Annotated in this window: 15 protein-coding genes; 10 read left to right on the top strand and 5 right to left on the bottom strand. The window is 51.0% G+C overall.

The features are described 5' to 3' along the window. Window positions 1–65: 65 nt before the first annotated feature. Complete coding sequence (locus tag MKX98_RS24025; protein ID WP_009594846.1) at window positions 66–746, bottom strand: zinc metallopeptidase; 681 nt, start codon at window positions 744–746, stop codon at window positions 66–68. 42 nt (window positions 747–788) lie between these two features. After that, window positions 789–1,238 (bottom strand): MerR family transcriptional regulator, encoded by a 450-nt coding sequence (locus tag MKX98_RS24020; protein ID WP_071223103.1) that lies wholly within the window; start codon window positions 1,236–1,238, stop codon window positions 789–791. A gap of 315 nt (window positions 1,239–1,553) precedes the next feature. On the opposite strand from MKX98_RS24020, the gene MKX98_RS24015 reads away from it, so the two are divergent. From MKX98_RS24015 to MKX98_RS24005, 3 genes are read left to right on the top strand one after another with little or no spacing between them, the layout of a single operon-like run. Beyond that, complete coding sequence (locus MKX98_RS24015; RefSeq protein ID WP_339218825.1) at window positions 1,554–2,993, top strand: ammonium transporter; 1,440 nt, start codon at window positions 1,554–1,556, stop codon at window positions 2,991–2,993. Window positions 2,994–3,041: 48 nt separating this feature from the next. Further along, the gene (locus tag MKX98_RS24010; protein WP_339218824.1) at window positions 3,042–4,121 is read left to right on the top strand and encodes a DUF294 nucleotidyltransferase-like domain-containing protein; all 1,080 of its coding nucleotides are present in this window, start codon (window positions 3,042–3,044) and stop codon (window positions 4,119–4,121) included. After that, complete coding sequence (locus MKX98_RS24005; protein WP_113060337.1) at window positions 4,118–4,858, top strand: 3'-5' exonuclease; 741 nt, start codon at window positions 4,118–4,120, stop codon at window positions 4,856–4,858. Before MKX98_RS24010 ends, MKX98_RS24005 begins: the two co-directional genes overlap by 4 nt. Window positions 4,859–4,889: 31 nt before the next feature. Here MKX98_RS24005 and MKX98_RS24000 read toward each other — a convergent pair whose 3' ends face one another. Beyond that, complete coding sequence (locus MKX98_RS24000) at window positions 4,890–5,423, bottom strand: Mov34/MPN/PAD-1 family protein (protein ID WP_339218821.1); 534 nt, start codon at window positions 5,421–5,423, stop codon at window positions 4,890–4,892. Window positions 5,424–5,903: 480 nt separating this feature from the next. Between MKX98_RS24000 and MKX98_RS23995 the strand changes: the two genes are divergently transcribed. Beyond that, the gene (locus MKX98_RS23995; RefSeq protein ID WP_194543881.1) at window positions 5,904–6,455 is read left to right on the top strand and encodes a TlpA disulfide reductase family protein; all 552 of its coding nucleotides are present in this window, start codon (window positions 5,904–5,906) and stop codon (window positions 6,453–6,455) included. 90 nt (window positions 6,456–6,545) lie between these two features. On the opposite strand, the gene cimA is transcribed toward MKX98_RS23995, so the two are convergent. Then, window positions 6,546–8,162: a citramalate synthase gene (cimA, locus tag MKX98_RS23990; RefSeq protein WP_194543880.1), complete on the bottom strand. Its 1,617-nt coding sequence runs from the start codon at window positions 8,160–8,162 to the stop codon at window positions 6,546–6,548. Between the two features lie 325 nt (window positions 8,163–8,487). On the opposite strand from cimA, the gene MKX98_RS23985 reads away from it, so the two are divergent. The 3 genes from MKX98_RS23985 (at window position 8,488) to MKX98_RS23975 (ending at window position 11,825) form a co-directional block, all read left to right on the top strand. After that, entirely contained in the window at window positions 8,488–9,819 is a 1,332-nt protein-coding gene (locus MKX98_RS23985; RefSeq protein WP_194543879.1) for a DNA polymerase IV, read from the top strand. Window positions 9,820–10,006: 187 nt separating this feature from the next. Then, on the top strand, window positions 10,007–10,246 hold the full coding sequence (locus MKX98_RS23980; protein WP_009594795.1) for a ferredoxin: 240 nt from the start codon (window positions 10,007–10,009) through the stop codon (window positions 10,244–10,246). A 166-nt stretch (window positions 10,247–10,412) separates the two neighbouring features. Beyond that, entirely contained in the window at window positions 10,413–11,825 is a 1,413-nt protein-coding gene (locus MKX98_RS23975) for a L,D-transpeptidase family protein (RefSeq protein WP_339218817.1), read from the top strand. Here the strand turns inward: MKX98_RS23975 and MKX98_RS23970 are convergent. Further along, a complete protein-coding gene (locus MKX98_RS23970; protein WP_015736685.1) occupies window positions 11,822–11,959 on the bottom strand; it encodes a hypothetical protein in 138 nt (45 codons plus the stop codon). The genes MKX98_RS23975 and MKX98_RS23970 overlap by 4 nt on opposite strands. Window positions 11,960–12,155: 196 nt before the next feature. On the opposite strand from MKX98_RS23970, the gene MKX98_RS23965 reads away from it, so the two are divergent. Genes MKX98_RS23965 through MKX98_RS23955 form a run of 3 tightly spaced genes read left to right on the top strand, consistent with a single transcriptional unit; the run spans window position 12,156 to window position 14,521 of the window. Beyond that, window positions 12,156–13,250 carry a quinone-dependent dihydroorotate dehydrogenase gene (locus MKX98_RS23965; RefSeq protein WP_194544902.1) on the top strand — a complete coding sequence of 365 codons (1,095 nt, stop codon included), beginning with the start codon at window positions 12,156–12,158 and terminating at the stop codon, window positions 13,248–13,250. Between the two features lie 25 nt (window positions 13,251–13,275). Beyond that, complete coding sequence (locus tag MKX98_RS23960; protein WP_194543877.1) at window positions 13,276–14,088, top strand: GTP pyrophosphokinase family protein; 813 nt, start codon at window positions 13,276–13,278, stop codon at window positions 14,086–14,088. Next, a complete protein-coding gene (locus tag MKX98_RS23955; protein WP_194543876.1) occupies window positions 14,078–14,521 on the top strand; it encodes a DUF309 domain-containing protein in 444 nt (147 codons plus the stop codon). Before MKX98_RS23960 ends, MKX98_RS23955 begins: the two co-directional genes overlap by 11 nt. Window positions 14,522–14,564 lie beyond the last annotated feature (43 nt).

Below are 14,564 nucleotides of genomic sequence, written 5' to 3'. Positions count from 1 at the left end.
AGGGCTTTCCTTCTCCACCGATCCAGGTAGAGAGGAAAGCCCTTTGTTGTTGTGTTTTTATTGAGTTATTCCCGGTTGCTCGTAAAGATCATGATATAACGGATCAACTCGAGCAGAGAGATCAAAGCTGCAGCGACATAGGTCAAGGCCGCGGCGTTCAATACTTTAGCAACTCCGCGTTCTTCGTCATTGGCGATATAGCCTTCTTGAACCATCAGCTGACGAGCACGGTTACTTGCGTTAAACTCGACTGGCAGGGTGACGAGTTGGAAGGCAACGGCGCAAGAGAAGAAGATGATGCCGAGACCGACCAGGTTCATGGCTTGGAACAGGAATCCGGCAATCAAGAGAAACGGAGCGATACCCGATGCGAAGTTTACGACCGGGAACATTTTGTGACGGGCTACTAGCATCGGATAGTGCTCGGCATGCTGGATCGCATGGCCAACCTCGTGACAAGCAACAGAGACAGCCGAGATCGTGCGTTCATAATAAACGGGCTCCGATAAACGCACAACGCGTTTGGTTGGATCATAGTGGTCGGAGAGTGTGCCTGGCACCGGTTCAATCGGCACATCATGGAGGCCGTTGGCATCCAGCATATGCCGGGCAGCATCGTATCCTGTCATGCCGGTGCTGTTCTCGACCTTAGCCCATTTGTTAAACGTGCCTTTGACCCGGAACTGGGCCCATAGCGAGAATATAAAAGCGATAATAATGAGAATAAACATCCAGTCAGAATACATGTATCATACCCCCATACAAAGTTGTTATTTGGTTCTTCACCATTACATCGAAGTGAACTGGTTCAGCAAGATTTGTAGCGACTCGATGCAAGCAGCCCCTTTAGGAAGAATGTTAGCGAGTACTTCCCGGGCTTGACTTGGCTTTAATTCACTCAGAAGCGGGTTGAGTTCCTTCACATCCCGTTCCAGCTGTTTCATCTGTATTTCGAGCTTGGTTAGCTTCTCCGTCATTTCGGAATCATCGGGAACCGACTTCCAGCGATCAAGTCTCTCCTTAATCTCATCGAGAGTATATTTCTCTTGCTTTAACTGATTAATACGTTCGAGAGTGCTTAAGGTTTCAGAACTGTACAACCGGTAGTTTTTTAACGTCCGTTTTTCAGGGGAGATCAAACCCAGCTTCGTATAATAGTCAATGGTTCTTTCGCTGATTCCGGCAACTTTGGCCAGCTCACCGATTCGGAAAAGGTTTCCGCTCGTGATCCCCATCATTCATCACCTCACAAGCTTTCATTGAATTGGAAATTAATGAATGCATTTATATTTTCATTTTAATAGAAATATGATACATGATCTTGAACCATACAGTCAAACGTCATAGTTGTGACAAAAAATCTTGAAGCCTGGTTTTTTTAATCGATACATGATGTTTGAGGATTTGCACTGTATGCACTTAATGTTAGATTATATTACACAAACTTCGTTTTTTATGAAAATAACCGTTGCGGATTTTGGTTAACCCCCCTATAATGACAATATGAATTCAAGGTCATGTTATAATAGTTCACATTAAGGGGAGTGTAAAACATGGGAAAAAGATGGCTAGGTTTAATGGTGGGAGTAATCGCATTGCTTGCATTCCCGGCGAGCGCGTTCGCCGCTGATGGGGGAGCCACGAACGTTGAATTAACGGCTGGTTTGAACTCCGTGTTCGTATTCTTGGCAGCATTGCTCGTATTCTTCATGCAAGCAGGGTTCGCACTGCTGGAAGCCGGATCTGTCCGTATGAAGAATGCAGGCCACGTTGCAGGCAAAACATTCCTGACCTTCGGCATTTCGATCGTTGCCTTCTGGGCACTAGGGTTTGGCCTGGCATTCGGCAACGGGAACAGTTTTTTCGGATTTGAAGGTTTTTTCTTAAGTGGCGACAATGCGGCTGGCTCTTTTGATTCCTTGTCCGCTTACGATGTGCCGACAACCATTATGTTTTTGTTCCACTTATCCTTTGCGGCCGTATCCTTGGCCATCGCTTGCGGTGGTATGGCAGAACGGGCAAAGCTCAGCGTCTATATCGTGTTTGGATTGCTGTTCACCATCGTGATTTATCCGATTGTTGCTCACTGGGTATGGGGCGGAGGCTGGCTCGGAGCTCTGGGTATGCAGGACTTTGCCGGATCGACGGTCGTTCACTTGACAGGTGCTACAGCGGCGCTGGTGGCTACCGTTCTTCTGAAGCCACGGCTTGGCAAATATAATAAGGACGGGAAGCCTAACAGCATTCCGGGCCACAACCAGGTATTATCGGTGCTCGGCGTATTCATCATCTGGATCGGTTGGTTCGGATTTAATCCAGGCAGCACCATCTCCGCACTCACGGACGGCTTCTTCGGTTTTGTGGCTTTAAATACGAATATCGCGGCTGCGGCAGGTGCGCTAGCGGCATTGCTGATCTCTTGGGCGGTTCTTGGCAAAGCAGATATTCCTAGCATGCTGAACGGTATTCTTGCTGCTTTTGTGGCCATCACGGGGGCCTGTGCATTCGTGGAACCTTGGGCGGCTGTTGTTATCGGTGCAGTAGCCGGTACGATTACCTTCTTTACGGCACAGTGGTTTGACCGCAAAGGCATTGATGATCCTGTATATGCATTCTCCGTACATGGTATTGCCGGTATGTGGGGGGCTGTATCCACCGGTTTGTTCGCAGCACCGAGACTTGTTGAAATTACAGGCGTAGGCAAAGAAGGTTTGTTCTACGGCGGGGGCTTCGGTCAGCTTGGCGTTCAGTTATTGGGCCTCATCGGTACGTTTGCATTCGTTCTCGTGATCTCATTCATTATTCTGTACCTCATGAAAATTACGATGGGTATCCGTGTAACGGAGGAAGAAGAATTAGTGGGTCTAGATATGAGCGAACATGGAACTTACGGATATCCGGAGCAAATGAAACTTCTGGCGGACTCGGAAGGGAAATTACCAGAGTTTCGTTCCGGAGGCAAAGGGGTACCTGGAAGCGATACGGCGTTATAAATATAAAACTCTAAATGGTTATTGATTATGTAATGAGGAGGCCGCGGCATGAAACCTCTGAAATCCGTAAATCTGTTTCCGGTATTCTCGGAAATTCAAACAGCAGCAACAGCCCAGCAATTACGAGATGAACGGATCGTTTGTCAGAACCATCTGATCGAGATGCGTCATGACATGGAGCTGAGAGAGTGGATCGCATCCGTCAATACGATGCACGATCTGATTGGACAGCGTGCCGCGGCAATCTGTGAGCAGGACATGTGGGAGGCTGGCTTGGGCCGGCCTCCTGCGCGTTATGCGTTTGTTGCTTTTGGCAGCAGCGGAAGGCAGGAAGCTACGCTGTGGAGCGATCAGGACAACGGTTTGATCATTGGCGATGAGCTGGAGGAGGAACAGCTTCCCTTCTTTCGGGAATATGGCCTTCGACTGGCGAACCTGCTGGAGTATGCAGGCTATCCCAAATGTTCGGGAAATGTGATGTGTTCCGAACCTTTATGGAGTAAAAAGCTTGGCGATTGGAAAAATCAGATTAGCGAGTGGTGTGGAGACCAGCAGTGGGAGCCGATTCGCAATTTTATCATTGCTTCGGATCTCCGTCATATAGCGGGAGATGGCGAGCTAACGGAGGCATGGGCCGACCATTTCCGGAGCTCCGTCGAGTTGAACCCGAATATCGGCAATGCCGTGCTGCGCAATACGGTCAAGCACAAGGCAACGCTGAATGTCATGGGGCGAATTGTAACGGAGCGGTTTGGTGAGCATGCCGGTGAATTTGACGTAAAGTATGGCGTTTATATTCCACTTGTAAACAGTATTCGCACGATGGCGCTCCAAAGAGGCATCATCGAAACCTCGACGCAAAAGCGGATGGAGAAGGTGATGCTGCTTGAGGGCGGCAACTTGCTGCTGGAAAGCGTGCAGCGTGCTTTTTTGACGGCGCTTCGGCTGAGAAATAACACGCCCCATCGGCTGGAGAACGGGCTGATCACGAGCAGCGGGTATATCCCGCAGGAGCAGCTCAAGAACAAAACCATGCAGTACGAGCTTCGCGATACGCTTGGTGTGGTCAGACGGATACACCGGTCATTGCAGCGAGAGCACCGTTTTGCGGAGAGGAGGAACCCATGACTGAACCGGGACAATCGAACGGGGGCTTCTGGAGATCCCTCCGTTCGGGTAACTTTAATTCTGCCATCGCCTCTATGCGCGGGGCGCAGACGGCGCAGCAGCTGGCGTTCATCCGATCCCAGATGAAGGATAACCGGAGGCCGGAGGTTCTGGGTACCCCGCTGGACGAGCTGGAGGTTGTTGTGTTTGATCTGGAGTCGACGGGGTTCAATCACCAGCACGGCGATGAAATTTTGTCATTCGGTGCTATCAAGGTCATCGGCGAGCAAGTGATCGAGAACGAAACCTTTCATATGATTGTTAACAGCGGTGCTCCTGTTCCCCCATTCATTGCTGAGCTGACAGGAATTACGCAGCATATGGTTGATGCAGCCCCGCCCTTAATGGAGGGGCTGCATGATTTTATGGCTTTTATAGGAGGCAGGGTGCTTGTTGCCCATGCCGCTGCGCATGACCGCGGATTCCTGAACGCAGCCTTGTGGAAGACGTCAAAGGTTCGATTAACCCATCGGCTCCTTGATACGATGATGCTCGCGCAGAGATTATATCCTGAGCAGAAGGACTACAGTCTGGATGAGCTGCTGCGGAGCAGCGGCATTCCGGTGGAGGGCCGGCATCATGCTCTGTCCGACGCGCGAATGACTGCCCGTCTGTGGGCGGATTATATGAAAGAAATTCAGGCGCGCGGCCATGCAACCACGCTTGGAGATTTGTATGTCTATCTAAGCGAGGCGTAACCGCGAATAAGATGGTTGCCGCGATAGCTTATTATTCTGTTATGATCTTGCAAGGAATCGGGGCGAGGGAATAGAATTCCGATTCCTGCCGCACCCAGGAATGTGTCGGCAGATTGCTGAATAATTCTGAGGTCTCTTGTCCTCGAATAATTTTGTAAGTTTGAAGCTGTAATGGTTTTGAATCGGGAGCGTTTGGAGCTGCAGGAGATCCGATGGCATACACCTGGAGCAATCCGCCGAAGGACTGAAGCTGCAGCAGATCCTGGCCGGACGGCTCAGGGAATGTATCCGGGTGACTGTGAAACAATCCGACAATTCCTTTTTCAGTTAACACCAAGCGGGTCCATTGAACAGGGTCCAGATGAAAAGAATGCAGCGGAAACTCCGCTGTATTTTTTATGGGGATAAATTGCGTAACGGTTACTGATCGCCTTGCTGCGCTGGAGTGCCCGATAAAGACACCACAAGCCTCCTGTGGCAGACAATCATACGTATAGTCCGATATATGCTGTTGTACGGCCGCGTGCAGTAGAAGCTGCTCCAGGGCCATGTCAGACGGGTTCATCTTTTTCCCTCCCGGGCTATATTTTAGAGTTGATCACGTGTTTGAAAGATCAGGGTTTCAGGGTACAATAGGGACTATAAGTGCGTGTTCAAAAAGGTCGATTTTCAGCACCGAAGCTTATGCTTTCGATGTGCGTTTTTTCAAAACGCTTCAGTTGGATGAAGCTAGGGACGTCAGGAGCGGAGCGTACGTTTGGGTACGTGAGCACCTGAAATGTTTCCGCAGGAAACATACTTCGGAAGCAACTGCTTAGGCCCGGCTGAATTCAAGATTCGATGCCGAGCTGCTTCCTGATTCGCTTCGTGTTAGATATAGAATTTATGAGTTATCAGTGGAACTGATGAAATTCTATATCGCAAGAAAACCTACCTATGCATCGCGGTCGCTCATCCTTGAAGTGGCCTCGATAGAGGTTTTCTTATCAAAAGCGGACTTTTTGAACAACCTCTATAACTAAGTTTAGCAAAGGAACCTATATCTATGAAACGAAACATCATCATCCTCGTTCTGCTGGTTGTAGCGGCAGGCGCTGTAATCTATAACCAAGCCGGCGACAATATCCAGGCTGTCTTCACGCAGGAGAAGCCGCTCCCGACGGAGACAGGCGCCAAAGCCGGACTGCTTGCCCCTACCTTCACCCTGAAGGGGATGGACGACAAGACATATGCCGGCGGCGGAGCGCGCGATAAAGCGATGGTTGTCAATTTCTGGGCATCTTGGTGTGAGCCGTGCAAACAAGAAGCCCCGGAGCTCGATAAGCTGGCGGAGGAATATGCAGATGAGCTGGAAATCTACGGCGTGAACGTGTCCAAGTATGATAATGAGAAGAAAGCGCGTCAATTCGTTAAGGATTTTGAACTCCGGTATCCAATACTTCTTGATCCCAAAGGAGAAGTGTTCGAGGAGCTGTATAAAGGTCAGGTCTTCCCGACGAATGTGCTGATTGATCGAAACGGCGTGATCCAGGAAATCATTCTTGGCGCTCCGGATCCCAAGGATCTTCGCAAAAAGATAGCTAAGTTGTTGAATTAATTGTGAAGCGAAGAGCGGCTGAAACACCAAAAAAGCGCGGCCTCCATGTGCATACATGGCGGATACGCGCTTTTTATATTGGATACATCCTTAGTGATTAACCAACCCTTGCCTTGCCGCGGACTCATGTACCTGCTCCGGTGAGATTTGACCGAGCAGCGCATAACGCATACTGTCAACCAGCGCTTCCCAGCTCGCCTCAATGACGTTGCTGGAAACCCCGACGGTGTTCCAGGAGTTCTCAAAGTTCTTGGACTCGATGAGCACCCGTACTTTGGCTGCCGTCGCATCCTTGTCATCCAGCACCCGTACCTTATAGTCAGCAAGATGCATTTCCTTGAGTGTCGGGAAGTATTGGACCAGCGCTTTACGCAGCGCGTTGTCTAGCGCATTGACCGGGCCGTTGCCTTCCGCTGCGGTGTAGATGCTCTCACCGGCAACGTTGACTTTGACAAAGGCTTCGGAAACAACCGGCTGGCCGGCTGACTTCTCTACGAGCATTTTGAAGGATTCGAAGGTAAACAGTTCCTTAAACTCTCCGTTCGCTTCTCGAAGCAGCAGCTCCAGGGAAGCGTCTGCCCCCTCGAATTGATATCCTTCATGCTCAAGATCCTTGATCTTTCCGATAATAAGCTTGGATTGTTCACTAGCCGGATCAAAGTTAAGACCCATGTCTTGTGCCTTCGATACGATGTTGCTCTGTCCTGCAAGCTCGGACACCAGCACGCGCTGCTTGTTTCCGACTTTCTCCGGTTCGATATGCTCGTACGTTCTGGAATCGCGCAGGATCGCCGAAACATGGATGCCTCCCTTATGGGCAAAGGCAGCGTTACCGACATACGGCTGGTTGACAGGCATATTGACGTTGGCGATTTCACTGATATATCGTGCGGTGTTCGTCAGCGTGCGGAGGTTATCGTCTCCGATGCACTCGTATCCCAGCTTCAACTGCAGATTTGGAATGATGGAGCACAGGTTGGCATTCCCGCAGCGTTCCCCGTAACCGTTCATCGTTCCTTGCACATGCTGGACACCTGCCTGTACGGCACTTAGCGTGTTGGCAACAGCAAGCTCGCAATCGTTATGGGTGTGAATGCCGAGCGGAGCGCCAGATAATGGACCCGCTAAAGATGCCACGATGTTCGAGATCTCGTGCGGAAGACTGCCGCCGTTCGTATCGCACATGACAAGCCAATCAGCACCTGCCTCCCGAGCCTTGGACAATACGGCAACAGCGTATTCGGGATTGTTCTTATATCCGTCAAAAAAGTGCTCGGCATCAAAAATCACTTCGAGGCCCTTTTGCTTCAGGAAAGCGATGGAATCATAGATCATGGCCAGATTCTCTTCCAGTGTCGTCTGAAGCGCGGTGTGGACGTGGAAATCCCATGACTTCCCGACCAAAGTGGCCGCAGAAACGCCGGATTCCAGAATTCGAAGCAGATTGGCATCCTGATCGGCGATGGAGCCTTTGCGGCGAGTGCTGCCAAAGGCGGTTACTTTTGAGGTTAAGCCGAGATCCTGGACTCTTTTGAAAAATTCGATGTCCTTGCTGTTGCTTCCCGGGATACCGCCTTCAATATAATGAACACCAAGAGCATCGAGTTTCTTGGCGATTTTGACCTTGTCGTCCGCCGATAAGCTGATTCCTTCGCCTTGGGTTCCGTCGCGAAGTGTCGTATCAAAGATGGAAATGGACTTAGACATGATGTCCTCCTTTGGGTGTCCGGGATTGGACCGCATTGTTTATAATTTTGTATTATAACATTTCTTTGCGGGAAAGTAACAGAGTAAAAAAACAAACTTTACCCCGCGGGGCTTATTCTTGACCCGTGTTAAGGGGAGCAGTATGCTTGAGGCGTTAGGCTGGCAGTTATGCGATCATGATCCTACGAACAAGACGTTAGGGCACACAAGGTCCTAAACAAGTTATAATGGAACACATAGAAATGATAGAATCATCAACCCGACTGCGAAAAGACGGGGGCATGATATTAGGAAGAACCGTATCATAAGAAAGAAGGAATTCTGCGTGGGACATATCGACAATTATTATCCGGCCAGCGGCCGCGTTATACTACATGTGGATATGAATGCTTTTTACTGTTCGGTACACGAAGCGGAGGAGCCGGAGCTTTACCGGGGGAAGCCCACGGCTGTCGCAGGCAGCATCGAGCTGCGAAAAGGCGTCATTGTTACTTGCTCCTATGCGGCACGATCCCTCGGGATACGCACAGGAATGAACGTGAGACAGGCGCTGCGGATTTACCCGGACCTGATGATCATCCAGCCGGATTTTCATCTGTACCGCAAGTATTCCAATGCATTTATGAATATAGCTTATGCTTATACGCCGCTGCTGGAAGCGACTTCGATTGACGAATGTTACCTGGATATCACGGGATCGAAGCAGTTCGGCACCCCCTTGGATATCGCCCGCGAAATTCAGGCGCGTATTCGCGAGGAGCTGTCGCTGCCTTGCTCCGTCGGCATTGCTCCCAATAAGTTGCTGGCCAAGATGGCATCTGACATGAAGAAGCCTAACGGGCTGTCCGTGTTGCGGATACGGGATGTCCCGCAGGTGCTCTGGAACAGACCTTGTGCAGAGCTGTTCGGCATCGGGAGCAAGACAGCCGATAAGCTGCGCAAGCTGAATATCCAGACGATCGGACAGCTGGCCGCCGCCGATGAAGGCCTGCTGACCTCGACTTTTGGCGTGATGGGGTCATGGATGAAACGGGCAGCCAGCGGCATCGACCATGCTCCTGTCGTTGCAGAGCGGGAACAGAGCAAATCGATCGGACACACGACCACGCTTCCGCAGGATGTTACATCGGCGGAGGAGGCGAGAAGGGTGCTTCTGAATTTGAGCGATCAGGTAGCGCGCAGGCTCCGCAGACAGGGTCTTGTGACCGGCGGCATACAGATCACGCTGCGTACACCGGACATGAAGACGATCACCAGGTCGAGGCATCTTGCCATTCCGACGGAAAATACCGAGGATATTTACCGGGAAGCGTGCGAGCTGTATCATCGGCACTGGAAGCAGGACAAGCCGCTCCGTCTGCTTGGCGTTACGCTCCAGCAGCTTGCCCCTAAGGAGGAGTCCGCCATTCAGCTGGATTTGTTCGATTACGAGAAACAGCCGAAGAAAGAATCGCTGACCCGGGTTATGGACGAGCTGCGCAATAAATTCGGGGAAAGTGCGGTGCTGACCGCTGGCATGCTGGGCGATGATCCGTCGTCTTTAATCCGTAATCATAAGCGGAGAGGAACATCTTTACAGATGGATTTTGTAAGGGATCTGGGGAACGATAATAAAAATGCCGATCAGCCGATCTCGCAGGATCCGGACCGGGATTAATCGCTTTATTTGCTGGTTGAAGATACTCCATATCCTTTGAGCACACCTGAATTTTGTCGGAAAATGTGAGGAAATTTATTTGTATTCCTAAAAAAATTGTATTAATATATGTAGATGGTGGCGGGAGACCGTCAGCTTATACTATGTTTATAGAGATGTTTATAGATATACAGGAGGAAGAGAGACTATGGCGAAGTTTACTTGGGTAGATAAAGATACCTGCATCGCTTGCGGAGCATGCGGCGCAACGGCACCCGACATTTACGATTACGACGACGAAGGCCTGGCAGAAGTCATTTTTGACGGAGACAACAACCGCGGGGTAACCGAAATTCCGGAAGATATGCATGACGATATGCTGGATGCCTGCGACGGCTGTCCGACAGATTCAATTCGGATTGCAGACGAGCCGTTTAACGCAGAATAACCAATACCGCTCGAGCCCTGATATTCCATCTTGAACTTATACCGACGCCCTCTGCCCGACAAAGGCAGGGGGCGTTTTTTCGTATCCACGATTCATACATAATTGGAGCGTATATTCCGATATACAGGATAATAGAGGTAAAAATGTCATAAAAGGAGGCTCCCGAATGAACAATTCGCTGTACCTCAAAAGATATGTGGAGACGCATCCTGATAATAAAATGGCCTGGTATCTGCTCGGCAAGGAATATGAGCAGGCCGGCGAACAGGGTAAGGCAAATTACTGCTATAACAAGGCGGAGGGGGTCTATGAAGCCTTCGAGCTTAGCCAGGTTCCGTCCGATATATGGAAAAATTACGAACAGCGCTTATTGGAGATGGAGAAGGATAAGGACCGCAGGCGAAAAAGAACCCGACGGTTGCTTGCTGCGCTGGTATTGTTGCTGCTCGTATTTCTTCCTTCGGCCCAGGCGCCGGGCTCCGTTCCGGGGAATTTTGCATCCGATGTGTTCCCGCCGAATGAACCCGTATCCGCCTCGGCCGCTAACAACGAGAAGCGGGATTCGCGTAAAGAACCGCTGTACATCGCCGTTGCTTCCGGCCAGGGAAAGGATTCCGCCGGCGCACTGTCCTCATTGCTTCGGCATCCTCAGGAATTGCCGAATTGGTCGGTTGCACTGGGGATGAAGCCATCCGGCAAGTGGCAGTTATGGAGCAAGGACATGGAGCGTTTATACGGATTGCATCGGGACGCAAAAGGCGCCATTGCGATCCAGCCATATGAAGGAGCGGCATTGGAGTGTGAATGCGAGCCTGCGGATAGTTCGAAGCTTAAGCGAAGCGCGGGGCAATGGGCGGATCTGCAAGTCGAAACGGCCGTGCTGCAGGAAGCGGCCAACCAGTATAAGGCTCGGCATGGGCGCCTGCCTAAAAGCTTGAATGAATTGACGCAGCCGTATCCGAACAATTGGCTGTCCGGCCGATCGAAAGCCATGGAGGAGATGTTCGGAGCTTTAATGAAGCATAAGGCCCAAGGAGCAGGCGGTCATGAGGACCAGCCGGGGCAGCAGCCGCCTTGGAACGATCCGAAAGAGACGGGATACTGGGGGACATCGCCGAATGGGGGTCCTTTTTTTGAGCAGCCGCTTCAGGTCATCATCGACCGGAAACATCATCGGCTAGCCGTTGTCAGCGGGACCGTCATGCTGCGCAACTATGCGGTCGGGCTCGGGGGAGCGAAAACGCCGCTGGGTGATTTTCATATCAATGACAAGGTTGTGAATCCGAACGGGACCACGAAGGGCCCCTATGGAACGCGGGGAATGCAGCTTTCCGATACGTTGTACGCCATACACGGTACGCTGGACGTGGACAGTATCGAAGCGAATGAATCCGAGGGCTGTATCCGTATGCTTAAGGAGGATGTGGAGGAGCTGTTTGATCTGGTTCCGATGGGAACCGTTGTGAAAATTCGGGAAGGGGTTCTGCCCGAGGGCCTGTGGACGCCGAAAGATCGCTTCAAGCTCAAGCTTGCCCAGGGGCAGACCAACCCGGGCAAGGTGTATCACTGGCTGGATTAAGGCTGGGCGATCACAATCAGAACAATAATCAGGATAATAAGAAGAGCGATGCCGGAGCTGATCCATAGTATGGCCTTCTTATTAACCTCTTCTTTTTTCTGCTGCAAGGTCGGAGGTTTACGTTTGGCTGACATGTGCTTCCCCTCTTTCTCTCATGATCGTGATAATGATTTGTACAATCTTCCTTTATTGTAAGGCGTTTGTCCCGAAATTGCCATATCGCTTTCTCGCCGGGATGATCGCCCGGTTTATGCTGAAGAACTTTCTTTTTGAGGCAGAAACGGATAAACTGAAGGATAGAGAAATAACTGGATGAGAGGAAGAGTGGATGTGCTGTACCGCAACATAGGCAAACCTATATTTTTCAAACTCGATCCCGAGAAAGCTCACCACCTTGTGGTTGGCGGCCTTGGACGTGCCTCCGGCGTGGTTGGCGCAGACGCTGTCATGCGAGGGATGTACGGTGTTAGCGAAACACCGGATTTGGCAGTAGACCTGTTCGGGCTTCATTTCCCGACACCGGTCGGACTTGCCGCCGGATTGGATAAAAACGCTCAGGCCGTCAAAGGATTCTCCTCCATCGGCTTCGGATTTATGGAAGTAGGCACGGTGACCCCGAAGGGACAACCGGGCAATGAACAGCCGCGATTGTTCCGGCTTCCTCCTGACGAGGCACTCATCAATCGGATGGGCTTCAACAACGAAGGGGCCGAGGCGATGGCAAAGAGGCTGTCCGCACTCAAGGAACGCCGCATCCCGGTTGCCGTCAACATCGGGAAGAACAAGGCGACTCCGAACGAGAAAGCCAACGGTGATTACGAAGCTTGCATTCAAGCTTTATTTCCGTATGGCGACTTTTTTGTTGTCAACATCAGTTCCCCGAACACGCCGGACTTGCGCAGCCTTCAGCATGGGAGCGAATTGTCATCCCTGCTGGAAGCCGTGAAGAACGAAATGTCCCGCCAAGCGAAGATTCATGGAGGCGAGAAGGCCGTTCTGGTGAAGATTGCGCCGGATGTGAGCGATGAGGAACTGGAATTCATGGTGGATACGATCAGCGCAAGCGGCGTTTCCGGCATTATCGCCACGAATACGACACTATCGCGGGATGGATTGACGCACGGTAACGCCAAAGAAACCGGCGGCCTTAGCGGTAAACCGCTGCGTAACCGTTCGACGGAGATTGTATCCCGGATATACAGGCAGACCGGCGGTGCCCTTCCGATTATCGGGTCTGGCGGGATTTTCACGGCAAGTGATGCTTATGACAAAATACGCGCAGGCGCAAGCCTGGTGGAGATTTATACAGCACTTATCTATGAAGGGCCTGAGGTGAACCGCAAGCTTCATTCCGGTCTCCGGGAACTGCTTGCACGGGATGGCTTCAGCCATATTTCCGAAGCCGTCGGCGCTAATCATCGGTAATGGGGTAAAGACAGGAGGCAAGGCGATGGACGTTAGAGACTGGGGAACATTTTTGCTTCCGTATGAGCAGACCGTTGAGGAATTGAAGGTTAAATTCAAGACGATGCGTTCCGAACTGAAAAAAAGAGAGGAATACGCACCGATCGAATTCGTAACGGGTCGCGTCAAACGGATCTCGAGCATACTGGACAAGGCGAAACGCCTCGATGTGCCGATGGACGAGTTGGAAACCGGGATTGAGGATATCGCAGGCATTCGGATTATGTGTCAGTTCGTGGAGGATATCCGGCGGGTAGCCGAATACATCCGGGCACGGAAAGACCTGACCGTATTATATGAGAAAGATTACATTACCAATTTCAAAGAGAGTGGCTATCGGAGCTTTCATATGATTATTGAGTATCCGGTGCAAACGGCTCTGGGGCAAAAGAAAGTGCTTGCCGAAATTCAGATCCGCACACTGGCCATGAATTTCTGGGCTACGATTGAGCATTCGCTTAGCTACAAGTACCGGGAAAGTCTGCCGGATGACATTCGGGCGCGGCTGAAGAAAGCCGGAGAAGCGGCGAATACGCTGGATACGGAAATGTCGAGCATCCGGGAGGATATATTGGAGGCGCAGCGCCAGTTCGAGGATGATTCCAATATTACGACACAGGTGCTGAACGCGATTCACAAGCTGTATTTCTTTCATCTGGTCAATGAGGCGATTGCTTTTCAGAGCCGGTTTAACACGCTATTTCAGGATCATGACCTGGATGCGATGAAGGTGCTTCTGGACGAGGTGAAGGAGATGCTGGCCGAAGCCAAGAAGAAAGTAAACGAGCATGAGTTATGAACCGCTGTATGTCGCTTACCTCGTTTACTTTAACCGGGATCAAGACTACTTCGAATGCCATGAGGTGCTAGAGGAACTGTGGCTCGCGCGGGACCGCGATCCAAGGTATAAGGGGCTTCTGCAAGTAGCCGTCGGGCTTTTCCATTTCCGGAACAATAACGTTAGAGGAGCATATAAAATGTTCATAAGCGCTGTATCGCGCCTCGAGCGTTATCCTGGCGATGAACTGGGAATCTCGATGGGGAAGCTAGTGAGCGAAGTTCGGGAATACGCCGAGCAGTTATCTTCGTATGACGTTCGTCCGTTTCCCTACAGGGATTTGACGATCGAAATTGGGGATACTGAGCTTATGCAGGCAGTTCAGTTGGCATCGGAGCGCATCCAGCCGAACATTCCGCAGCGGCGAAAGCCGGAGCGGGCACATTCCAAGTAATTGTGGGAACAAGTGAAAAAAGAGCTGCCTGTCTGTAGAGTAA

Source organism: Paenibacillus sp. FSL W7-1332 (genome assembly GCF_037969785.1).
In the GTDB taxonomy this organism is placed as follows: Bacteria; Bacillota; Bacilli; order Paenibacillales; family Paenibacillaceae; genus Paenibacillus_AQ.
This window is presented reverse-complemented; position numbering and strand designations above follow the sequence as displayed.